Here is a 21,753-nt window from a genome sequence, read left to right as displayed (position 1 = left end):
GCCAAGCGGTCTTAGGAAGACAAAACATTCTACCAACTCCTTGGCTCACAGAACGACATGGCTACGATCCGACTTCATCTCTCGGGCGTGAGTCTCGCGATCGGAACCACGGCCTGCGATGCGGCATTCGATGCGATAGCGCATGCGCGCAAACATGGCGTGCAGGTGTCGTTCGACACGAACCTGCGGCTCAAGCTTTGGCCGCTTGCACGCGCACGCGCGACGATGCTCGACGTCATCGGTCAGACCGACATCTGTCTGCCGAGCTGGGACGATGTCACGGCGCTGACGGGACTCGCCGATCGCGATGCAATCGTCGACTTCCTGCTGGCACGTGGGCCGCGGATCGTCGCACTCAAGCTCGGCAGCGAAGGCGCCTATGTCGCCACGCCAAACCATCGGCAACGGGTGCCCGCGCATCCGGTCAGCGCAATCGACGCGACCGGCGCCGGCGACTGCTTCGGCGGAGCGTTCGTCGCGCGGCTCTGCGCTGGAGATGACCCGTTTTCCGCGGCGCGTTACGCGAATGTGGCCGCTGCCCTGTCCACGCTCGGTTTTGGAGCGGTTGCGCCGATCCCTACTCGTGCTGTTGTCGAGCGCATGCTTGGCGAGACGCCTGAGGCATCGGGTTTGGATGCGCGCATCTAGCCCGTCTGGCAGACGGCCTGGCGCGAACACGCGGTGACGCCGTGTTCGGAACTCGAACAAGGCTGCAGGCGTGCCCGGCCATCAGCTGCCGACAGGAAAATCTGTCGAGGCGGCCAGCGCTTTTTGCGCCTCGACGGCAGCGAGCCGGTCGCTCAGTGCTTTATGCAGCATCGTGTAGGAGTCGGTGCCAAGCACGATGCGTTTTGGCGCAGGCGTCAGATCGACGCTCTCGATCATGATTTTCACCATCCTCGCCGGATCGCCCGCGGCGATAAAGCCTGGATCGGAAAGGCGCGCCTTCATTGCAGCGAGCGGCGTGTTTTCGTAGGCCTCGGGTAGATGTCCCATCCGCGCGCCGGCCGTACTCCGAAAAGCGGTGCGCGCGCCGCCTGGCTCGATAATCGTGACACTGATGCCGAACGCGGCCACTTCTGCGGCGAGCGCATCGAAGAAACCCTCCATGCCCCACTTGCTTGCGTGATAAAGCGATGCGCCGGGATGAGTCGCCTGGCCTCCGTAGGTCGACATCGCGAGGAGGCGGCCTCCGCCTTGCCGCCGCAAGTGAGGCAGCGCCGCCCGCGTGACTTGAATCGGCCCGACCAGGTTCGTGTCGATCTGATGCCGGATCTGTTCGTCGCTGAGCCCTTCGACGGCCCGAACTGGCCATATCCGGCGTTATTGACGATCACATCGATCCTGGACAGCGCCGCGAAAGCCCTGTCGACGGTCGACGCAATCGCGGCCGTATCGGTCACGTCGAGTTGCGCAACGTGAAACGCATCGCCATAACGGGACTTGAGATCATCGGCGGCGCCCGCTTTACGTACGGTACCGAACACGCGATGTCCGCTCGACAGAAGCTGCTCGCTCATTTCACGGCCGAAGCCGCTGTTGACGCCTGTAATGAACCATGTGCGCACCATGCTGATACCGACTCCATTCGAGGTGACCGGGACGCTCAATCTACCTGCCGCGATACTTGCTGATAAGCCCCATAATGCGGCATACCTTGATGGCGAAAACCCATGAATGCACAACCGACCCTGGCCGAATTGAGAGCGCTTGCGGCGATCGCCGCGAATCGCAGCTTCAGCAAGGCCGCCGACGAACTCGAACTGGCGGCTTCCACGCTCAGTCACATGATGCGCGGCCTCGAGGAGCGGCTTGGCATGCGCCTGCTGAACCGCACCACGCGCAGCGTATCGCCGACGCAAGCGGGTGAACGTCTTGTTGCGCAAATCCGGCCGATCCTGCAAGACCTCGACAATGTGTTTGCCGATATCGACGCTGCGCGCGATCGCCCGCGCGGCCTGCTTCGATTGACCGCCTCGGAGACCGTGTCGATGCTGCTGATAAACGCCGTTATCCCGGCCTTTCTCGAACGGTATCCGGAGATGGCCGTCGACCTGGTTGCCGAACCCGCCTTCGTCGACATCGTCGCCGAGGGCTACGACGCCGGATTCCGTCTTGGCGACGCGGTGCCGCGCGACATGGTCGCAGTGCGTTTCGGCAAGACGTCGCGCATGCTTCCCGTCGCATCGCCGGCGTATCTCGAGGGCCGCGCACGCCCGCGCACACCGGACGATTTATCGGCGCACGTCTGCATACGGTCCAGGACGCCGAACGGCAAACCCTACAAGTGGGAATTCGCGCGACGAGGCCATGCGGTGGAGATCGACGTGCAAGGACCGCTGATGCTCAATCGAACCGAATTGATGCTCGCGGCGGCGCTGCGCGGACTCGGCATTGCGTTCGTCCCGGAACGGCTGGCGCAGCCGCATCTCGACGAGGGTACGCTTTGTTCGTTACTCGAAGCATGGTGCCCGACCTATCCCGGCCTGTTTCTTTACTTTCCGGGCCACCGGCAGGTGCCCGCGGGTCTGCGGGCGTTTATCGAGGTTCTCAAGGAACTCGGCAACGAGACGTGACGTGACGGGGGTCTCGCGCAAGACATTCCAGAATGCCGCCGCCAGTCGACACAGGGGCGGCAAACCTTCATGGTGTTAGCGTGCCGATCGGCGAACAGATAGCGGTGGTCGGGATACACAGCATCGAACACCCTGATCGCGCGCGTGACCGCGTACGTTCACACGAATACAGGCACAATTGCCGACGATTCGTGTCTCCCTCTCTAAAAACGCTGCTTGGGCCGACCGCCAATGCATTACGCGACCTGGACGAAGCGCGCTCGCGCGCTATTCATCGATTCAATATGGTGGACGGTCATTGCCCTGTTCGTCCCCCTCGGACCTTCGCTCGACGACCTGATGGCAGCGAGCAATCCCGGCGCGTCCCTGCTCATATGGATGCTCGTGGGCCAATGCATTCCGATACTCGTGACCGGCGTTCTTTGGGCTGTATGGGGCACGTCGCCGGGAAAGCGCGCGACGCGGCTACGCATTGTCGACGCCGACACGGGGCGGCCCATGACGGTGAAGCAAGCCACGTTGCGCACGCTCGGCTATCTGCTGACGTTCGCCCTGTGTGGGGCAGGCTTTCTCTGGGTACTGTTCAATGCGAGGAAGCAGGCCCTGCATGACCGGCTCGCTAATACGGTTGTCGTTGACGACGCTGTTTAAGACGACAGCTCTGGCAAATCATGCTCACATGATTGACGCGACCGACAATGTATATACATCAAGCAGGGAACAAATCGTACTACCACCTAACTTTTACCGTCCCCTCGCCAAACCGCACCATATGTATAGACACATTTTTTTGAAGCTGCTACCTTGCGTCTGGTGATCGGCGGCAGGGCATAAGGCCACGTTGCCCTTCTCGACGGCTTTGCCATCGAATCCCTCGACACAACGGAGCGGCCGGGAATGGTCCATTCATCAGTGAGCAGCAGGCGGGCATGGATGATCGTCGTGCTCGTGTTCCTGTTCATGCTTGTCAATTTTGCCGACAAGGCAGTGGTAGGGTTGTCAAGCACCGCCATCATCAAGGAACTGCATCTCACGCATGCGCAGTTCGGCGCGCTCGGCAGCGCCTTCTTCCTGCTGTTTTCCATTTCGGGCGTCGTCGTCGGCTTTCTCGCCAATCGCGTCGCCACGCGCAGCATCATGCTGTGCATGAGCATCATCTGGGCGCTCGCGCTGCTGCCGATGGCCGGCACCGTCAGCTATGCCGTCATGCTCGGCAGCCGCGTCATCCTGGGCGCTGCGGAAGGCCCCGCATTCCCCGTTGCGCTGCACGCCGTCTACAAGTGGTTCGGCGACAAGCGCCGAGCCGTGCCGACCAGCGTCGTCGCATGCGGCGCCGCATTCGGCACCGGCGTCGTCGCGCCGCTCATCACATGGATCATCGAACATTACAGTTGGCATGCGGCTTTCGGCACGTTGGCCGCCGTCGGCGCGGTATGGGCGCTCGCCTGGGCGCTGCTCGGCGAGGACGGCCCGCTCGACGCTCCCGCCGGCCAGCCCGATGCGCCCGCGCGAGTGCCGTACCGCCAGCTCATTCTTAGCCGCACCGCGATCGGCGTATTTATCGCAGGCTTTGCCGCCTACTGGATGATCGCGCTGAACATCGTGTGGCTCGCCAACTATCTGATCAAGGCGGTTCGCCTCGAGCCATCGTCCGCGGCGTGGATCATCACCCTGCCCTCCATCATGCAGATGGCGCTTGCACCCTGCCTCGCCTATGTTTCGCAAACGCTGTCGAAAGCCGGCTATTCGAGCCGCGTGTCGCGCGCGGCCCCCGGCTGCGCGTGCGTCGCGATCGCGGGCATTGCCGCCATAAGCTTCGCGATCGTGCCGCCCGGCATCGCGAAGATCCTGCTGATCGGCCTCGCGTTTTCAACCGGCAGCGTGATTTTCACGCTCGGTTCGACGCTGATCGGAGAGATCTCGCCGGCCTCGCAGCGCGGCGCGATGCTCGGCATCACGAATTCGATCCACACGCTCGCGGGTCTCGTCGCGCCGCTTGCGATGGGCATGATCGTCGACGTCGGGGCCGATCCCATTGACGGATTCCGCACGGGCTACCTCTACGCCGGCGCGCTCGTCGCGGTATTGGGACTCGCTGCGCTCGCCCTGATCCATCCGGAGGCCGACCTCGCGCGCTTCAAGGCATCGGCCACCGGGAACATGCACGACGCAGCGAACACATCGACTGCGAGATAAACCGACAAACATGCGCGTGGCGCCTGTCCGCTACCACATTTCAACCGCCGGCCGGGCGGAACGATTCAACCGGAGACACTTCTTCATGCAATCCATCAACCTGACCTATCTGAATCGGCAGGACGTCGAACAGCTCGCGCTGACCAATGACGAAATTCTCGCCGCCGTCGAGTCCGCGCTCCACGCGCAGGGCAACCGGCAAACGGTGATCGAACCGCGCATGCACCTGATTCCGCGCGACTCCGCGGAAGGCCACTTCAATGTGCTGCGCGGCGTGATTCATCCGCTCGGCCTTGCCGGCGTGAAGGTGGTCGGCGACTTCGTCGACAACTACAAACACGATCTGCCGTCCGAACTCGCGGTGTTGAACCTGTTCGATCCGCGAACCGGCGTGCCGAAAGCGATCCTCGACGCCACCTCGATTACCGACATGCGCACCGGCGCGATGACGGCGCTCGGCGCAAAACATCTCGCGCGCGCGGACAGCAAGGTGCTCGCTCATATCGGCGCGCGCGGCACGTCGTACTGGAACGTACGCCTGCTCGACCATCTGTACGACTTCGACGAAATCCGCGTTCACTCGCGCCGCGAAGAAAGCCGCACCGCATTTGCAGAGCGTCTGTCGCGCGACCTCGGCAAGCCGGTCATGGTCACCGACGACTGGCAATCGTGCGTGCGCGGTGCCGATATCGTCGTCGAAGCGTCGCGTCTGCCCAAGCCGCGACCGATGCTGAAAACCGAATGGATCAAGCGCGGCGCGTTCGTCGTGCCGTACGGCACGATGAGCGCGGTCGAGCTCTCGCTGACCGACATCATGAGCAAGATGGTCGTCGACGATTGGGGCCAATGCCGCAAAGGCCTCCCCTTCGGCGCGCTGCGCGAACACGTCGACAGCGGCCGGCTCTCGGAAGAAACGCTGCATGCGGAACTCGGCGAAATCGTGGCCGGCAAAAAACCCGGCCGCGAAAACGACGACGAAACCATCCTGTTCTGGCATCGCGGCCTGAGCCTTAGCGACATCGGGCTAGGTCACGCGATGCTCGAAAAGGCAAAACGGCTCGACATCGGCCAGACCTTGAAGTTCGCCTGAGCGTTCTGCTGGAAAACCGTGCGCCGCGCGGGCGCACGGTTTTTTTACGGTGGGCGCGATAACGCCCGCCTCGCCGAAGTATCGAATCAACGCTATACAATCGTGATCCCGTGCATCGCGAATGCCACACACCATGACCAAGAAGTCCCACACGTCCACGCCCGCTTACCAGCAACTGAAGGAGCATGTGCTCCATATGATCGAAGCGGAGAAGTGGCGCGGCGGCGATATGATTCCCCCGGAAGAGCAACTGGCGAAAGAATTCGGGCTCTCCCGCATGACGGTCAACCGCGCGATGCGCGAGCTCGTGACGGAGCGCGTGCTGATGCGCATTCGCGGCAGCGGCACCTATGTGGCCGATACGCGTTACCAGTCCACGCTGATCGAAGTGCGCAGCATTGCCGAAGAGATCAAGAGCCGCGGCGACAAGTACTCGAGCAAGCTGCTGACGCTGCAGCAAACCGACGACCCCGCCGTGCTGCAGGCGCTCGAACTGCCGCCCAATGGCCCCGCCTATCATTCCCGCATTGTGCATTTCGAGAACGATGTGCCGATTCAGCTTGAAGACCGCCATGTGAACGGCCTCGTGTTCCCCGATTACATCCACCAGAAGTTCGATCGTGAAACGCCGAACGAGTACATGACCGGCATCGCCCCCGCACAAGGCGTCGAGTACTGGGTGACGGCGCGCCAGGCGCCCGCGTTCGTGCGGCAGGCGTTGAAGATGGCGATCGGCGAACCGTGCCTCGTGCTGCATCGGCGCACGCGCGTGCGCGGCAAGATCGCTACGGACGTCGTGCTCTGGCATCCCGCCAGCCGCTATCAGCTCAGCGGCAAGTTCTAGCCGCTTCGCGCGGCGCCGTGCAACGCGGGCCGCGCGCTCCTCCTGCTCGCGCAAGCTGTCAGACCGACACATCCCGCCCAGGCCCCTGTCAGCCCAGCCACCTTACCGGAAGCGTGACGTCCGTCCGTTGCGCCTCACCGGCCTCTATTTGTATAAACAACACAAACCGCCTGCTCCATCTCCTCACGCAAGCTCAGCGCGCGACCTCGCATGAGATGCACGAAAACACCTTGTAATCCGGATCAATTCTGAATCGCATCGGTCTCCATACCGAACGCACGACGTGCGATTTTTATTTTTGACACGGTTGCTTAGCTTTGTATATACATATACCTTTAGTCCTGCCGATGTGATTGACGAAGCCGCAACCGCGCCGGCGAAAACAAAAGACCACCGATAAGCTGACCAAGGGTTAATCATGTTCACCTCAATTCGCCGCGGGGTTGGTGCGGCGCTGATACTTGCTGCGCTGCAGGCGCATGCGACCGTGGCGCTGGACGGCAAATCAGCCACGCCGGAAATCATCGCTAGCATCGCAGCGGGCGAGAACGTCGAAATCACGCCGGAAGCGGCGAAGCGCGTCGATGCAAGCCACGAACTGCTGCTTCAGGCGGCCGTGCAGGGGCAACGCATTTACGGGCTCACGGTAGGCGTCGGTCTCAACAAGGACCGGCAAATGGTCGACGCGCAGGGCAAGCTGACGCCGGAAGTGATCGAGGCGTCGAAGGTCTTCAATGCGGCGCTGCTGCATGCGCATTCGGCCGGCGTCGGCCCGGACATGGATGTGCGGACCGCGCGCGCGGCGATGGCCACGCGGCTCAACCAGATGCTCGTGGGCGGGTCGGGCGTGCAGTTATCGGTTGCACAGAAGTACGAGCAGTTTCTAAACGCGGGTATCACGCCGGTAATGCCCACCGTCGGCTCGGTCGGTGAAGCCGATATCACGATCCTCGCCCACATCGGTCTCACGATGATGGGCGAAGGCGATGTCTATTACCACGGGCAAAAGATGCCGGCCGCGGCGGCGCTGCAAGCGGCAGGCATCGCGCCGATCCGTCCGTGGGGAAAGGACGCGCTCGGCATCCTGAGCTCGAATGCGTACGCAACGGGCATGGCGTCGCTCGCGCTCGTCGATCTGCATCAATTGCAGCGCGTCGAAAAGCTCGTGTACGCGGTCAGCCTGCAAGGGTTGAACGGCAACGTGTCTCCGTTCCTCGAAGACTCGCTCGCGCTGCATCCGTATCCGCATGTCGAGAAAGTCGGCGCCGAATTGCGCGGCATGCTGGCCGGCAGCAGCCTTTGGCAGCGCGATGACGCGCGCGCCCTGCAAGATCCGCTCAGCTTTCGCGATGCGCCGTATCTGCTGGCCGAAATCGATCGCAGCTACGACGAAGACCGGCGTCTGATCGAGATCCAGTTGAACTCGTCGGACGACAACCCCGGTGTCGCGTTGGGCGTAAAGCCTCACAGCGACCTTTATCAGGCGAAACGCAGCTACCTGAAGGCCGGCAAGCTGTACGGCGCGATTCTGCCCAACGCGAATTTCGAACCACTGCCCTTCGTGCTGTCGTTCGAGGAAACGGCGCTTGCACTGGCTCATGCGTCGCTCGCGTCGGCGCAGCGCGTAATCAAGCTCAACGATCCGCGCTTCACGCATCTGAGCCGCTTCCTCGGCACCGATCACACGTTGCATGCCTTCGGCGCGATGGAGAAACCGCCTCTTGCGCTCGCCGAGGCGAACAAGGCGCTGGCGATGCCCGTTTCGATGGACTATCTGCCCGCCGCGGGCGACATCGAGGACATCGCGACCAATGCGCCCGTCGTGATCGAGCGTGTGCGCAAGCAGATCGACAACTCGTTCCAGTTGCTCGGCATCGAGTTGATTTCGTCGGCGCAGGCGGTCGAGTTGCGCCAGAAGTCGGCCGGCGGATACACGCTTGCGCCTGACACGCGGAAGCTGTTTGACGCATTGCGCCAGGTCGTGCCGTTTCGCGACGACGATCGCCCCTTTACCCCAGAGTTCCAGGCAGCCGCGCAGCTGCTGATGCAGTACCGCAATTGATTGGCGCGAGACGCGCGGCATGTGTAGGTTTGGCCGCGCGTCGAACACGGTGATGAACGGAAATTCCATCCGCCGGTTCGCGCCGATTGATTCGGTATCCAAACTGGAATTCCGAATCTGAAATCCGCAATCTCGATAACAACGGCGGTGACTGTCGTCACGCCGTCGCTGCCGCACGTCTTTTAACGACGACACACGACGAAGGGAATGAAAATGAAGAAAAGGTGGTTGGCGGCGCTGATGGCCGCAGGATCGGTGACGGCCCATGCACAGAGCAGCGTCACGCTATACGGCATTATCGACGAAGGGGTGCAGTTCAATACCAACGCGAAGAACGTCGTGAACGGCGTCAACGTCGGCGGCCGACAGCTCACGCTCGATTCGATCAACGGTCTGAACGGCAGCCGCTGGGGCATTCGCGGCGCCGAAGACCTGGGCGGACATCTCGCTGCGATCTTCGACATCCAGGGCGGCATCAACGCAAACACCGGCGCATTCGCGCAGGGCGGCACGCCGTTCGGGCGCACCACGTATGTCGGCCTGAACAGCCTCGACTATGGCGCTGTCACGCTGGGGCGGCAGTACGACCTCGTTGTTGCGTTTGTCCAGCCTGTGACGAGCACCGGTTATATCGGCGGATCGACCACCTTCGGCCATCCGGTCGACCTCGACAATCTGGTCAACACGCTGCGCGTGAATAACAGCATCAAGTATGTGAGCCCGAATCTGCACGGCTTCATCTTCGGCGCGGAAGCGAGTCTGGGCGGGCAGCCGGGCAACGTGACCGGCGGCAGCGGCTACTCGTTCGGGGCATCGTATTCGAACGGCCCCCTGACGGTTGGCGCGGGCTTCAACTTCTTCAAGAATCCGACGGGCAGCACGGCAGGCACGGGCCTGTTCACCGACAACGTGAACGGCGCGAATTCGTTGAGCGGCACGATGAACAGCAATTACGTCACCGCGAGCTCGTACCAGGTCGCGGCGATTGGCGCGACCTATGCGATCGGTCCGGCGATCATCGGGTTGACGTATTCGAACACGCAGTACGGGAACGTTGCGTCGCTCGGCGGCGTCTCGCCGAAATTCAACGACCTCGAAGCAGGCTTGCGCTGGCAGTTCGCGCCGTCGTTCTTCACCGGCATTGCGTATAACTACACGAGCAGCACGGGCGTCGAAGCTCACGGCGTCTCGCTTGGCGACCAGCACTATCATCAGGTGGCCGTGCTCGCGGACTACTTCATCTCGAAGCGGACTGACGTGTATTTCACCGGGGCCATCCAGCTGGCTTCGGGCGTCAGTTCGACGGGCGGCGCGGCGGCGGCGAATATCGGCGGTCTCGGCGATTCGTCGAATGACCGTCAAGCTGTGCTGCGTCTTGCGTTGCGCCACAAGTTCTGAAGACGGGTTTAAGGACGTCGGCCACTCGGGCGATGGTGACGGCTCGAGGCCGATGTCCTTGCGCGACGGCGGCTTGGGGCAACGCTCGCGGCAATCGTGTTTGGAGCAGCGCGTAATGCACAGCTGACGCAATCGTCATGTTACGGCGCGATTCAGACTTGGCGATTCTGCACGCGTGCCGCAGACAGAGGCATCGCTGCGCGAGATCCAGTAACCGCGCCGCGACGGCTCTTGCGCGGCGTCTCGACGGCTGCAGACGGAAAATACAGCGTAAACGTCGTCGCGCCAGCGGCGCTTACGACGTCGACTTTTCCCCGGTGCAATTCCATGATCGACTTCACGATCGCAAGGCCAAGGCCCATATTCCTTGCCGATCCCTGCCGCGCGGCATTGACGCGGTAAAAGCGATCGAAGATCTTGCCGATATGCCCGGGGGCGATGATCGGGCCATCGTTCGTCACGGACACGGCCGTATGGTCACCGGCCCGGCACGCGCATAGCACGATGTACGATTCGGCGTTGCCGTACTCGAGCGCATTCGATACGAGATTGCTGACGGCACGGCGGAACATGGTCGAATCGGCGTGGACACGCGCCGCGCCTTTGACGACAAAGCGGATTCCCTTGTTATCGGCAATCGCTTCGAAGTAGGACATAAGCCGCGCGAATTCGCTCGCGCAATCGAGCTCAACGGGCTTCAACGGCTCTTCCGCATGATCGACTCGCGCAAGGAACAGCATCGTTTCGATCATGCGCTGCAGCCGTTCGCACTCTTCGATATTCGAATCGATCAGCGCTTCGTATTCTTCAGTGCTGCGCTCGCGCGATAGCGTGATCTGCGACGAGCTGATGATATTGGCAAGCGGTGTGCGCATATCGTGCGCTAGGTCCGATGAGAACTGCGAGAGGCGCGCGAAGGCGCGCTCGAGCCGGTCCAGCATGCGGTTCACCGGCACCGCGATATCGTGGAGCTCGACCGGGCCGCCGCCAATCTCGAGTCGCTCACCGAGGTTATGTGCCTCGATTCGCGAAATGTGCTGGCCGATCGATTTGACGGGCGTCAAGCCTCGTCTTGCGATCGCATAGCCGAGCAGCCCCATCAGGATCGAGCCGCCGAGCAACACCATCCATACGTCGCCGCGATACTCGTTCAACACCGCATATCGCGCGGCGGCTTCGTGCGCGAGCAGAACGCGAATTTTTTCGTTAGACGGCAGCGTCTCGTCGCCGAACACGCAGCGGGCCGGCCCGACCGTTGGCGGATCGCACGAATAGGGCTGGTTTGCGGCTGGATTGTCGGGACCCACCGAGGTGAAGTGCTGTCGCGACCCCGTGGATTCGGCCAATACGTTGCCGCCCGCATCGAGAATCGCGAACTTGATGGCGGGATGCGTAAGCAGCTCTTCCTGAAACAACGTGCCGTTCCGGGCTACGCCCTGCGTCGAGCCAAAGCTGCGCGCTTCGCGGCGGAATTCGCCGAGCTTCACCGAGATCTCGCTATCGTCGCGCTGCCTCAACTGGCGCGAAAGTGCGTGGTACAGCAGCCCTCCGGCGAGCGACAACACCACGCTCGCTACGATCGTAAAGGCGACGGTCAGGCGCTTGAGCAACGAATAGCTTTCATTCGCGACCCTCACGACCGTTCCTCCATCACATACCCCATGCCGCGCACCGTATGCAGCAGCTTCTTTCCGAATGGATTGTCGATCTTCGCGCGCAAGCGCTTGACGGCCACTTCGACGACATTGGTGTCGCTGTCGAAATTCATGTCCCACACTTGCGAGGTCACGAATGCACGCGTAAGCACTTCGCCTTGACGCTCCGCGAACAACTTCAGAAGCGAGAATTCCTGAGCCGTCAATTCGATGCGTGCATTGGCTCGACGCACGCGGCGTTTAAGGATGTCGATTTCCAGATCGCCGACGGTGAGAAGCGTGTCGACCGAATGCGCGGGTCTGCGCAACAGCGCGCGAATGCGCGCAAGAAATTCCGCATAAGCGAAAGGCTTCGAAAGGTAGTCGTCTGCTCCGGACTCGAGACCGACCACTTTGTCTTCGACGGAGTCGCGCGCGGTTAGCAACAGGACAGGTGTGCCCTTCTGCTCGCGCAAGCGCTTGAGCACCTCAAGCCCATCGAGCTCCGGAAGCATGAGGTCGAGCACGATCGCGTCGTAATTCTCGTGGAGCGCGAGAAACAGGCCGTCTTTGCCGTCGGCCGCCATATCGACGCGATAGCTTGCCTCCATCAATCCCTTGCGGAGGTACGAAGCCATCTTCGGCTCGTCTTCGACAATCAGGATTCGCATGCTGAGAGGCAACCTTCGACAAACCACGGACGGAGGCCATGATAACCGACGCTGACAGATGCTGCTTGCGATCGCGAAACATTGCCTATGCAGCGCAGATCGAAACGAATGGCCGCCTTGACGAAGATGTCAAAAAAGACATTTTCCAGCCATCTTCCGATCAGTTACCGCCGTCCAGAATCAGCGACGCAGGTTCGACGAAGCCGGCACTCGATCTCGAGTGCATCGACCGATAAGCAATTAGCACGGTCTACAGAATATTTTCTTCGATGCGAGATGGCATGCCGTCATTGGCTTGTCAGCTTCGCGATTCTAGCCTGCTCATCGCAACTTCCCCCCTATCAATCCCATAGACACTTTCAACATGCGCTTTGCCGGAATCAGTACGAGAATGCCGCAAAGCATTCGCGCGCATCTCCCCCTTCTCGCAACGGGGTGCCTGACGCTGCAATTGCCGGTGCTAGTGCTCGTTTTCATTTTCCGGGTTCCGCAAACCGTGTTCGATACGGCTTCTTTTCGCGGCATCGCGTTGCTGTATCTGGTTTGCTTCGTCCTTGCCCGCAAGCGTGCGGCAGGGTTCGGCAGATCGACCGTGCGCGTTGCGCGCGATATCAACACCGCTCCGTGTGATCGAAGCGAGTTCAACCATGAAACAGACAGGTGAAAAATTGAAAGCAAATCATCGTGAACGCAACGATAGAGCAGCGCTCGACAAGCGTGGTTTCGTATCGCTCAAACGCGTCACCGTATCGGTCGTCATGTCGTTGGTCGCCACTGCACCGCTTTACGCGGCGACGCTCACGCGCGATACGGGCGCACCGGTCGGCGACAACGAGAATTCGCAAACGGCCGGTCCCGAGGGTCCGGTGCTGCTGCAAGACTCGGCGCTGATCGAGAAGCTGCAGCGCTTCGATCGCGAGCGCATTCCCGAACGCGTGGTGCATGCGCGCGGCACGGGCGCATTCGGCGAATTCGTTCCGACCGCCGACATTTCCGACCTGACCAAAGCGGTGGTCTTCGCACCGGGCACGAAGACACCGGTGTTCGTGCGCTTCTCGACGGTGATGGGCTACCGCGGCTCGCCCGAGCAGGCGCGCGACCCGCGCGGCTTTGCGGTGAAGTTCTACACGCAGCAAGGCAACTGGGACATGGTCGGCATCAACTGGCCGGTGTTCTTTATCCGCGACGGCATCAAGTTCCCCGACTTCGTTCATGCGAACAAGCCGAGCGCGGTAACCGGTGTGGCCGATCCGAATCTGGCGTTCGATTTCTTCGCCAATACGCCCGAAGCAACGCACATGTTGACGCGACTCTATACCGACGAGGGCATGCCCGATTCTTATCGCCATATGGACGGCTTTGGCGTTCATGCGTTCAAGTTCGTCAATGCAAAGGGCGAAGTGCATTACGTGAAATTCCACTGGAAAAGCCTGCAGGGCGTTCACGGCATTCGCCCGCAAGACATCGCGGCATCGATCGGGCATGACTGGAACCTGAATACCGATGATCTCTACGCCGCCTTGAAGGCCGGCAACGATCCAAAGTGGGATCTCTACATTCAGGTATTGAAACCGGAAGACCTGAACAAGTTCGCGTATGACGCACTCGACGACACGAAGGTCTGGGATGGCATGCCCGAACGCAAGATCGGCACGATGACGTTGAACCGTATACCGGACAACTACTTCGAATCGACCGAGGAATCGGCCTTCGCGCCGTCGCGTCTCGTTCCCGGCATCGAGCCGTCGGAAGACCGCATGTTGCAGGACCGTCTCTTTGCGTATGCCGATACGCAGATGTACCGGCTTGGCGCGAACTACATGGACTTGCCGATCAACCGGCCGATCGTTCCTGTCACGAACAACAACCAGGACGGCAAGATGAACATGGGGGACCGCAAGGGCGAGGTCAACTATGAGCCGTCGACGATAAACGAAATCGCGCAAGACTCGCAATACAAGTCGACGCGGACGCGACTGAGCGGAACGACGCAGCAGGAGGCGATTCACAAGAAGATGATGTTCGGTCAGGCGGGCGAGTACTACCGCAGCCTGTCGGCGCAGGACAAGGCCGATCTGATTACCGCGTTGTCGGGTGACCTTGGCCGCGTGACGAACGAGCACAACGAATACACGATGCTGTCGTACTTCTACAAGGCCGATGCCGACTACGGCACTCGTCTTGCGAATGCGCTGCACGCGAACCTGCAGCAAGTGCAGTCGCTTGCCTCGAAGCTCAGCGACAACTGATCCAGCGTGCGGGCGGCGCGCCTGCCGCCCGCTGCTGTCCTCGCACGTGTCATGCGTGCGTGCCCGCACCCGAAGAAGACAACGATGTTCTCCCGATACTCTTTACGCGCGACACGTTCGGCCGTGGCCGGCGTTGTGCTTGCCGCGGCGATCGCGACGACGGCTGGCTGCGTACATTTACCCGACAAACCGGCCTATACCAAAGCGGATCCCGTTGCCTTGCGGCAATACGATGGTGACTGGTTCGACGCAGCGCGCGTCGGCCGCATCGATATTCTGAAAGGCTTGCTCGATGCCGGTTATCCGATCGATGCGGCCGATAGCCACGGCTACACGGCGGTGATTCTCGCGGCCTACGACCACCAGCCGGCGGCGCTCGATTTTTTGCTGTCGGCAGGCGCGAACGCATGCATAGGCGATCGTCATGGCAACACGGCGCTGATGGGCGCGCTATTCAAAGGCGAGACTGCCATTGCGCGGCGGTTGCTGAACGCGCACTGCCCGATCGATCAGACCAACGGCGCGGGCGAAACCGCGCTAGGTTTTGCGACGCTGTTTAACCGGCTCGACATGATTCCGCTACTCGTGAGCGCCGGCGCGGATCCGAATCACGTCGACGGACGCGGCCAGTCGCTGCTGCAGATCGCGCTGTCGCACGACAGCGACGACGCAGCGAACGCGCTGCGCACCGCGGGCGCCACGCGATAAGCGATTCAGATGTGAATGCCCCCTGCGACCTCGATACGCTGAGCATTGACCCATCCGAACTCGTCCGACAGAAGTCCTGCGATGACCGGACCCACATCTTCCGCAAGGCCGACACGACCGAGCGCGGTCTGATCGGCGACGGCCTTGTTGACCTGCGGATTGTCGCGCAGGATCCCGCCGCTGAAATCCGTGGCGATCGGACCCGGTGCGACGACATTGACCGAGATGCGGCGAGGTCCCAACTCGAGCGCCATATAACGCGTAAGCACTTCGACGGCGGCCTTCATGGAACCGTAGACGGCTCTGTTCGGGAAAGCAAAGCGGGCAAGCCCGGATGAGATATTCACAATGCGTCCGCCATCGCGGATAAGAGGAAGCAGTTTTTGCGTCAGCAGAAAGACGCCCTTGAAATGCACGGCGAACTGGGCATCGAGTTCGTGCTCCGTACCTTCGGTGAAGCTGGCGGTGGACGAGATACCTGCGTTGTTGACCAGAAAGTCGAAACGATCGGCGCCCATTGTCGCAAGTGCTTCGCTTGCACGCGCAACGAAGCCGTCGAACGAACTCGCTACGCCGGTGTCGAGTTCAAGCGCGATGCCGGGCGCACCGGCCTCGCGCGTCAGGGCAACAACCGCATCCGCTTCCGCGCGGTTCGATCGAAAAGTGAAGATCGTACGCACGCCTCGCGCGGCCAGTCGCAACACGGTATCGCGACCGATACCTCGACTGCCGCCCGTGACAATCGCTACCTTGCCGGCAGCGTTCTTTGTGGTGTGTGACATGTTTTCCTCTCTCGCAACTTGAGTGTGAGGCGATTGTAGCGAGACGAGGTAGCCGCATTGAATGCCTAAACTTGCGTGGTCTTTGCCTAATTGTGCTCCGACGGAGTATGCTCGCCGAGTCCATCCTGGAGTCGTCAATCTATGTCGGATCTGGCCAAAGCGATTCTGCGCTATACGAAACGTCAGCCGGGAACGAGCCCCTACGAGACGGCGATCGACGGCGTCTACATTCTTCGCTCCGACAATCCCAAGCCGCCGTCCTACCGGCTCGCGAACCCCGCGCTGTGTATCGTTGCTCAAGGCGCAAAGTGGGCGACATTCGGCGGAAGCCGGCTTGAATACCGGGCAGGTCAGGCGCTGGTCGTCGGTGTACAGACGCCTTCGCTCGGACGCGTCTTCGAAGCGCGGCCTGACAAGCCCTGCCTCGTGCTGATTGTCGAGTTCGATCCAGGCATGATGCGCAGTGTCGCCGAGCAGATGGAGAATCCGCCGAAACCCGTTGCAGGGAATAGCCCGGGTGTGCTCGTGACCGATTTCGGCGGCGCGCTTGCCGACTGCGCTTTACGACTCGTTCGTTTGCTCGACACACCCGATGCGGTTCGGACCATTGCCCCGTTGATTATTCGCGAGATGTGCTACTGGCTCCTCGCGGGTGCTCATGGCGGCGAGATGGCGCGATTCGCCCTTATGGATGGGCCGTCTCATCGTGTGTTGCAAGCCGTCCAGTCCTTGCGACGGCGCTATGCCGACCGTGTTCACATCGACGAGCTCGCGTCGGTCGCGCAGCTTAGCCGTTCCGCGTTCCACCGCCAGTTCAAGGCACTGACTTCGCTTACGCCGGTTCAGTATCAGAAGCAGCTTCGTCTGCTTGAAGCTCGACGGTTGATGTTGTCTCAGTCGCTTGCGGCCGAAGCGGCAGCATTTGCGGTGGGCTATGAGAGCGCGTCGCAATTCAGCCGCGAATACGCACGCATGTTCGGTGCGCCGCCCAAGCGCGACATGAACCAGGCGAGAGCGAGGTTGGACAATTGATCGTCGTTTCTTTCAACCAAAAACGACGATCCGCTGCGCGCGTTCCGTTACACCGGCGCCGGGTTACGCTCCGCGAAACCTTCCTGGTGCCAATAGGGGTAACACGGCCTCACGCTGCTTGCGTCGTTTAGCCGTTTGATCTGTTCCGCGCTCAGATTCCAGCCCACTGCGCCCAGGTTCTGGCGCAGTTGCTCCTCGTTGCGCGCACCGATCAGCACGGTCGACACGGTCGGCCGTTGCAGCAGCCAGTTCAATGCGATTTGCGGCACCGACTTGCCGGTTTCCTCTGCGATCGCATCGAGCGCATCGACGACGCGATACAGGTATTCGTCCGGCACCGGCGGCCCCGAGTCCGCTGTGGCATGCAGGCGGCTTGTCGCGGGCAGCGGCTGGCCGCGACGGATCTTGCCCGTCAGGCGACCCCAGCCGAGCGGGCTCCACACCACCGCGCCTACGCCCTGATCGAGACCGAGCGGCATCAGTTCCCATTCGTAGTCGCGACCGATCAGCGAGTAATACGTCTGGTTCGCGACATAGCGCGGATAGCCATAACGGTCCGCCACGTCGAGCGACTTCTGCAGATGCCAGCCCGAAAAGTTCGAGACGCCCGTGTATCGGATCTTGCCTGCCCTGACGAGATCGTCGAGCGTCGACAGCGTTTCCTCGACCGGCGTCATCGCGTCGAAGCCATGCAGCTGGAACAGGTCAATGTAATCCGTTTGCAGGCGCTTGAGCGCTGCGTCGATGCTTCTGATCAGATGAAAGCGCGACGAACCGACGTGATTCGGGCCGTCGTCTCCGTCGGCTCTGAAGGTTACTTTGGTCGAGATGATGGCCTGGTCGCGGCGACCCTTGAGCGCTTCGCCAAGGATCGACTCCGATGCGCCGCTCGAGTAGACGTCTGCCGTATCGAACATCGTGACGCCGGCTTCGAGGCAGATGTCGACCATCCTGCGCGCCTCGGCAACATCGATTTCGCCCCACGCCTTGAAGAATTCGCCCTTGCCGCCGAAGGTCCCTGCGCCGAAGCTCAGCACGGGGACCTTGAAGCCTGACGCGCCTAGATATCGGAATTCCATGTGTTCTCCTTGGGTTATTCGAATTGCATGAGCGCCGATTTGCAGTGCGCTCATTGCGGGAATGAGACCAACAAGGCGACAAGAGTACGACAACGCCCGAAGTCGTGCTGCATTTCATTTGGCTTGCTGCTGCGTATGAAGTCTTATTGCATCGGGCGGCGGCAAGGCCGGCTAGCGAAGGATGAGTCGTTGGCGGCGATCAGTTCTAGCGCATCGAATCGTAGAATGCCCGGGCCTTCTCGGGGAGCGGCACGATATGCCATCGTTCCGCTTCCGGATCGAAGAGCCCCACATCCATGCACTCTTCCTCCTTGCCTCTGATGGTGGGCATCGATTTCAGTGCGATGTCAGCCGCGCGGCTGATTCGTTTCGGGTGCCAGTTGTGTGTGTGGGCGAACGTGTCTCGCCATGCAAACAGGCCTGCCGCCTGATAGAGGCGATCGATCTGATCGAGTATGCCATCGTCGAACGCCAGGGTAAGCGCGTCTTCTCCGACGTGGAGCATCACCCGGCGATAAGCGCCAAGCTCGCCCGATGTGTCCTGCAATAACTTCCCGTTTACGACGGGCCACGCGAGGTGCACTCTGGCGATCATGCCTCGCCGATCCGCTGAGCGAAGCATCTCCGGCGGCAACTGCGACGCAGGCATGACCCAGGAAGGATGCCCTGCGCGTTCTTTCTGCTTGATGTCGATCAGTGCGTCTACCGGAGACAAGTGGCAAACAATCGTGGGTCCGAATTCCGTTATGTCGGCCCATATACATGGTTCACCCTCGTCATCGTGGTAGCCAATGACGTAGGCGGGTAACTCTTCGAAGATGCATCCGTTTTCGGAACGAAAGATTCTGGTTTTGTATTGCGTCATGATGCTGATAAGGTTGGTTGTGGTGTGCGGGTGGACGGCTCAGCATGAAGCTGCGTTGCCGGTTTCATTCAGTTCAAAACTCATCGACTACCAGGTGGCCCGTTCTCCATGCTTAATCACCTGGTTGCCGCATAACACGATCTCCGTAAAACAATCGGTCGACGCGTGGACTTGGCTCGCCGTAAGGTTCTATCGATTCCCAGACAAATTCCGCTTCCACCTGATGCTGGGGAAAAAATCGGACAATCAGAAAATTCCCTGCGTTGCGAGCGTTCGATGTAGCTCCTTTCACGACAACGTCCCTGCTGAACCTCCGCCACGTCTCTTCCGCATCGTTATGTCCACCCACGCGCCAGACGACTTTGATCGTCTGGCCTACTCCCGGGATGAGGGCGTAGCCCATATGGCCACCACTGGTTCCTCCTCTTGAGAATTCGTAAACCTGGATACCTCCTGATCCAGTTCGCTCTCCTGACTCGGTGAGTATCCAGAAATCCTGAACGTATTCTTCCGTGTAATTTGCCGCCCACGCCGGCGCACTGACATAACCGCGAGCGTGCATCGATGCACATCCGTAAGATGTCCCTAGCACGGCTATACAAAACAATAAGAAGGCAATTCGTCTCCTAGAGGTTAGGACCTGTGCTTTGCGAAACACGTCGTCATCGCTGAAGCCGACGACATGAGCCGGCACATGCCCGAAATCGCTCTCGATATTCGAGCGATATTCATTCGTCCTGGGTTGCGTCATGATGCGGACAAGGTTAGTTGTGGCGTTCGTGTAGGCGGCAATTGGGGTATCGCTGGGGTGACGGAAGGCGGCTCGCTAACGCGGCGCGGCCTTAGATAGCCGCTGCTGTCTATGTTCAGGAAGCCAGCGCGGGAGTCGTGCACGTACAGGTCGAAGAAATTGACCAGGTTGCGCGAGAGCGTCGGCGGATTGAGCCATGCTTCCCAATACGCTTGCTCTGCTGCTGATAGAGGACGGTTTGTCACCGTGTCGCCGCCCGCGGTTTTGATCGTGCGGTCGTATGCGGGTCGATCGGTTTGCCACAACTGCGTGAGATAGGCTCTCCAGTTCAGCGTGTCCGCGTCTACTTTCATGCGTTCATGAAACTGCTGGATCCGCTGCAACTGCGCGTTGATTTCCGGATTCGTTGAGCAGGCGTCTTTGTAGAGCTCGCATGGGTTGCGGCCAAAACGAACCTTGAGCCAGCCGTAGTAGAGACGCATGTGGGCGAAGAGCTGCTGTTCCAAGGTGCCGGTTGCGTTCACTGCACTCATGTATTCGTCGAATAGCGATTTTGCGTTTTCGTCGTATTCGAACAGGTTGCTAACTTTCTCTTCTGCGAGCTTCGGCGCAGTAAACGGTACGCCGCTGATGGCAGCTTCAAGACGCATGCGGTTCAACGCGATACGGGCGAGCTTATCCGAGCGCCCCTGCTCGTCTGGTTGATATCCCCCGCCGACATCGGAGTGAACGCCAGGCAGCACGATCTCCTCGCAACGAGCACTACCATTTCCGACAGACGTGAGAGGGAAGCAGGCGCGCAACTCATGCCCCGCAACCAGGTGCACGCACCGCTCTACTTGCTCGGGTATGCGCAGGCGCAAGTCCGACAGGTTATGAGCGGGCAGGCCAATTGATTCGACGGTATCGAACAAGCCGAGGAAGCGGATGTGCAATGGCGCGGATTCGCCGTCGAGCGCTGTATGGCACGGCCAGTGAGAAACCCCGTCTTTCATCGTGCATTGGTCGAGGACCCGGTTCACGAAGGCTCGAGCGAGCGTCGCGCCACGCGAGAAGCCGAAGACGGCGATGTCGATGCGAGTTACTTTGTGGTTCCGCACAAGGTCTCTTTCCAATTGACCAAGGGCCTGCGCCAATCGCGCGTCACAGCCAAGTCCGGCGCCCGCCCCGAGCACCTCGCTATCTCGAACCTTTTCCCACCAGCTCGGATCGCTAACGTTGAGTGAAGTCCCAACGCCTGGATAGTAGTGATGTCTAATGAGCGTTCCGTCATCCGGGGCATGTCCGAAGGACAAACGCGCAACATTCGACATCTTCTGCTTTGGTCCGTCGATAATTTGACTATTTCCCGTGCCGTCAAAAAAGAAGGAAACCCACGGACGTTATTCGCAGGTTTCACAAGTTAGGAACTCCTCCGCATGAAGCTGCGTCGCAGTCTTCATCGACGCCAAGAAGGGCATCGGGCTATCAGTGAGCCAGTCTTGCATTCCTAGTCCCCCATTCGACGCATAACACGGCGTCCATAAAACAACTGATCAAGTCGCGGGCTGGGACCAGCATCAGGCCCTGTCGATTCACACATCAATTCGGCTTCTACCTCGTATCCGGGAAAGAAGCGAATCACCAGAGAGTTCATCTTGTCCGGATCATTTGAGGCCTCCCCCCTGACAACTACCGCTCTCCTGAAACTCTTCCAGTTCGCTTCGCCTTCTTTGCGGTCACCGATGTGCCACGAGACAATTGGAGCAGCCCCCTGAATTGCCGGACACGGTCTCTACCTTAAAATAACGGGTAGTCATACGACTGTGTTTAGACC

16 protein-coding genes and 3 pseudogenes are annotated in these 21,753 nt (G+C 60.6%); 11 read left to right on the top strand and 8 right to left on the bottom strand.

Annotated elements, in window-relative coordinates; all coding sequences use genetic code 11:
* Window positions 1-72: 72 nt before the first annotated feature.
* Window positions 73-648: pseudogene (locus tag QYH69_RS34435) on the top strand (PfkB family carbohydrate kinase); the annotation flags it as partial.
* Between the two features lie 81 nt (window positions 649-729).
* Here the strand turns inward: QYH69_RS34435 and QYH69_RS34430 are convergent.
* Window positions 730-1,520: pseudogene (locus QYH69_RS34430) on the bottom strand (SDR family oxidoreductase).
* Window positions 1,521-1,673: 153 nt separating this feature from the next.
* Here QYH69_RS34430 and QYH69_RS34425 point away from each other — a divergent pair.
* The 7 genes from QYH69_RS34425 (at window position 1,674) to QYH69_RS34395 (ending at window position 10,166) form a co-directional block, all read left to right on the top strand.
* On the top strand, window positions 1,674-2,576 hold the full coding sequence (locus QYH69_RS34425; protein WP_308836131.1) for a LysR family transcriptional regulator: 903 nt from the start codon (window positions 1,674-1,676) through the stop codon (window positions 2,574-2,576).
* Window positions 2,577-2,807: 231 nt separating this feature from the next.
* Complete coding sequence (locus QYH69_RS34420) at window positions 2,808-3,227, top strand: RDD family protein (RefSeq protein WP_308836130.1); 420 nt, start codon at window positions 2,808-2,810, stop codon at window positions 3,225-3,227.
* A 246-nt stretch (window positions 3,228-3,473) separates the two neighbouring features.
* Window positions 3,474-4,772, top strand: coding sequence for an MFS transporter (locus QYH69_RS34415; RefSeq protein ID WP_308836129.1), 1,299 nt, complete (start codon window positions 3,474-3,476; stop codon window positions 4,770-4,772).
* Between the two features lie 85 nt (window positions 4,773-4,857).
* A complete protein-coding gene (locus QYH69_RS34410; RefSeq protein ID WP_308836128.1) occupies window positions 4,858-5,862 on the top strand; it encodes an ornithine cyclodeaminase family protein in 1,005 nt (334 codons plus the stop codon).
* Window positions 5,863-5,995: 133 nt separating this feature from the next.
* Complete coding sequence (locus tag QYH69_RS34405) at window positions 5,996-6,706, top strand: UTRA domain-containing protein (protein ID WP_308836127.1); 711 nt, start codon at window positions 5,996-5,998, stop codon at window positions 6,704-6,706.
* 418 nt (window positions 6,707-7,124) lie between these two features.
* Window positions 7,125-8,768, top strand: coding sequence for an aromatic amino acid ammonia-lyase (locus QYH69_RS34400; RefSeq protein ID WP_308836126.1), 1,644 nt, complete (start codon window positions 7,125-7,127; stop codon window positions 8,766-8,768).
* A 213-nt stretch (window positions 8,769-8,981) separates the two neighbouring features.
* The gene (locus QYH69_RS34395; RefSeq protein ID WP_308836125.1) at window positions 8,982-10,166 is read left to right on the top strand and encodes a porin; all 1,185 of its coding nucleotides are present in this window, start codon (window positions 8,982-8,984) and stop codon (window positions 10,164-10,166) included.
* A gap of 152 nt (window positions 10,167-10,318) precedes the next feature.
* Here QYH69_RS34395 and QYH69_RS34390 read toward each other — a convergent pair whose 3' ends face one another.
* Together QYH69_RS34390 and QYH69_RS34385 are read right to left on the bottom strand one after the other, a co-directional pair.
* A complete protein-coding gene (locus QYH69_RS34390; RefSeq protein ID WP_308836124.1) occupies window positions 10,319-11,803 on the bottom strand; it encodes a heavy metal sensor histidine kinase in 1,485 nt (494 codons plus the stop codon).
* Window positions 11,800-12,471 (bottom strand): heavy metal response regulator transcription factor, encoded by a 672-nt coding sequence (locus QYH69_RS34385; RefSeq protein WP_308836123.1) that lies wholly within the window; start codon window positions 12,469-12,471, stop codon window positions 11,800-11,802. Before QYH69_RS34385 ends, QYH69_RS34390 begins: the two co-directional genes overlap by 4 nt.
* A gap of 758 nt (window positions 12,472-13,229) precedes the next feature.
* Between QYH69_RS34385 and QYH69_RS34380 the strand changes: the two genes are divergently transcribed.
* Both QYH69_RS34380 and QYH69_RS34375 read left to right on the top strand, forming a co-directional pair.
* Entirely contained in the window at window positions 13,230-14,720 is a 1,491-nt protein-coding gene (locus QYH69_RS34380; protein ID WP_308836133.1) for a catalase, read from the top strand.
* Window positions 14,721-14,804: 84 nt separating this feature from the next.
* Window positions 14,805-15,428, top strand: coding sequence for an ankyrin repeat domain-containing protein (locus QYH69_RS34375; RefSeq protein ID WP_308836122.1), 624 nt, complete (start codon window positions 14,805-14,807; stop codon window positions 15,426-15,428).
* A gap of 5 nt (window positions 15,429-15,433) precedes the next feature.
* Here the strand turns inward: QYH69_RS34375 and QYH69_RS34370 are convergent, their stop codons facing one another.
* Window positions 15,434-16,210: an SDR family oxidoreductase gene (locus tag QYH69_RS34370; RefSeq protein ID WP_308836132.1), complete on the bottom strand. Its 777-nt coding sequence runs from the start codon at window positions 16,208-16,210 to the stop codon at window positions 15,434-15,436.
* Between the two features lie 141 nt (window positions 16,211-16,351).
* Between QYH69_RS34370 and QYH69_RS34365 the strand changes: the two genes are divergently transcribed.
* Window positions 16,352-17,242 carry an AraC family transcriptional regulator gene (locus QYH69_RS34365; RefSeq protein ID WP_308836121.1) on the top strand — a complete coding sequence of 297 codons (891 nt, stop codon included), beginning with the start codon at window positions 16,352-16,354 and terminating at the stop codon, window positions 17,240-17,242.
* 47 nt (window positions 17,243-17,289) lie between these two features.
* Here QYH69_RS34365 and QYH69_RS34360 read toward each other — a convergent pair whose 3' ends face one another.
* The 4 genes and pseudogenes from QYH69_RS34360 to QYH69_RS36200 form a co-directional block, all read right to left on the bottom strand.
* Window positions 17,290-18,321, bottom strand: a complete 1,032-nt coding sequence (locus QYH69_RS34360; protein ID WP_308836120.1) for an aldo/keto reductase — start codon at window positions 18,319-18,321, stop codon at window positions 17,290-17,292.
* Window positions 18,322-18,526: 205 nt separating this feature from the next.
* Window positions 18,527-19,186, bottom strand: coding sequence for a hypothetical protein (locus QYH69_RS34355; protein WP_308836119.1), 660 nt, complete (start codon window positions 19,184-19,186; stop codon window positions 18,527-18,529).
* A 747-nt stretch (window positions 19,187-19,933) separates the two neighbouring features.
* A complete protein-coding gene (locus QYH69_RS34350; protein WP_374992560.1) occupies window positions 19,934-20,932 on the bottom strand; it encodes a T6SS phospholipase effector Tle1-like catalytic domain-containing protein in 999 nt (332 codons plus the stop codon).
* Between the two features lie 33 nt (window positions 20,933-20,965).
* Window positions 20,966-21,289, bottom strand: a pseudogene (locus QYH69_RS36200) (phospholipase effector Tle1 domain-containing protein); the annotation flags it as partial.
* Window positions 21,290-21,753: the final 464 nt, after the last annotated feature.

The sequence above is a fragment of the Paraburkholderia sp. SARCC-3016 genome, from assembly GCF_031119615.1.
In the GTDB taxonomy this organism is placed as follows: Bacteria; Pseudomonadota; Gammaproteobacteria; order Burkholderiales; family Burkholderiaceae; genus Paraburkholderia.
Note: the sequence above shows the minus strand (reverse complement) of the source record. Positions and strands in the feature narration are given on the sequence as shown.

Coding starts and splice junctions, on each gene's coding strand:
- QYH69_RS34425 (WP_308836131.1), top strand. CDS start 1,674: ATGAATGCACAACCGACCCTGGCCGAATTGAGAGCGCTTGCGGCGATC.
- QYH69_RS34365 (WP_308836121.1), top strand. CDS start 16,352: ATGTCGGATCTGGCCAAAGCGATTCTGCGCTATACGAAACGTCAGCCG.
- QYH69_RS34410 (WP_308836128.1), top strand. CDS start 4,858: ATGCAATCCATCAACCTGACCTATCTGAATCGGCAGGACGTCGAACAG.
- QYH69_RS34375 (WP_308836122.1), top strand. CDS start 14,805: ATGTTCTCCCGATACTCTTTACGCGCGACACGTTCGGCCGTGGCCGGC.
- QYH69_RS34400 (WP_308836126.1), top strand. CDS start 7,125: ATGTTCACCTCAATTCGCCGCGGGGTTGGTGCGGCGCTGATACTTGCT.
- QYH69_RS34350 (WP_374992560.1), bottom strand. CDS start 20,932: ATGAAAGACGGGGTTTCTCACTGGCCGTGCCATACAGCGCTCGACGGC.
- QYH69_RS34415 (WP_308836129.1), top strand. CDS start 3,474: ATGGTCCATTCATCAGTGAGCAGCAGGCGGGCATGGATGATCGTCGTG.
- QYH69_RS34380 (WP_308836133.1), top strand. CDS start 13,230: ATGTCGTTGGTCGCCACTGCACCGCTTTACGCGGCGACGCTCACGCGC.
- QYH69_RS34405 (WP_308836127.1), top strand. CDS start 5,996: ATGACCAAGAAGTCCCACACGTCCACGCCCGCTTACCAGCAACTGAAG.
- QYH69_RS34395 (WP_308836125.1), top strand. CDS start 8,982: ATGAAGAAAAGGTGGTTGGCGGCGCTGATGGCCGCAGGATCGGTGACG.
- QYH69_RS34370 (WP_308836132.1), bottom strand. CDS start 16,210: ATGTCACACACCACAAAGAACGCTGCCGGCAAGGTAGCGATTGTCACG.
- QYH69_RS34420 (WP_308836130.1), top strand. CDS start 2,808: ATGCATTACGCGACCTGGACGAAGCGCGCTCGCGCGCTATTCATCGAT.
- QYH69_RS34355 (WP_308836119.1), bottom strand. CDS start 19,186: ATGACGCAATACAAAACCAGAATCTTTCGTTCCGAAAACGGATGCATC.
- QYH69_RS34385 (WP_308836123.1), bottom strand. CDS start 12,471: ATGCGAATCCTGATTGTCGAAGACGAGCCGAAGATGGCTTCGTACCTC.
- QYH69_RS34360 (WP_308836120.1), bottom strand. CDS start 18,321: ATGGAATTCCGATATCTAGGCGCGTCAGGCTTCAAGGTCCCCGTGCTG.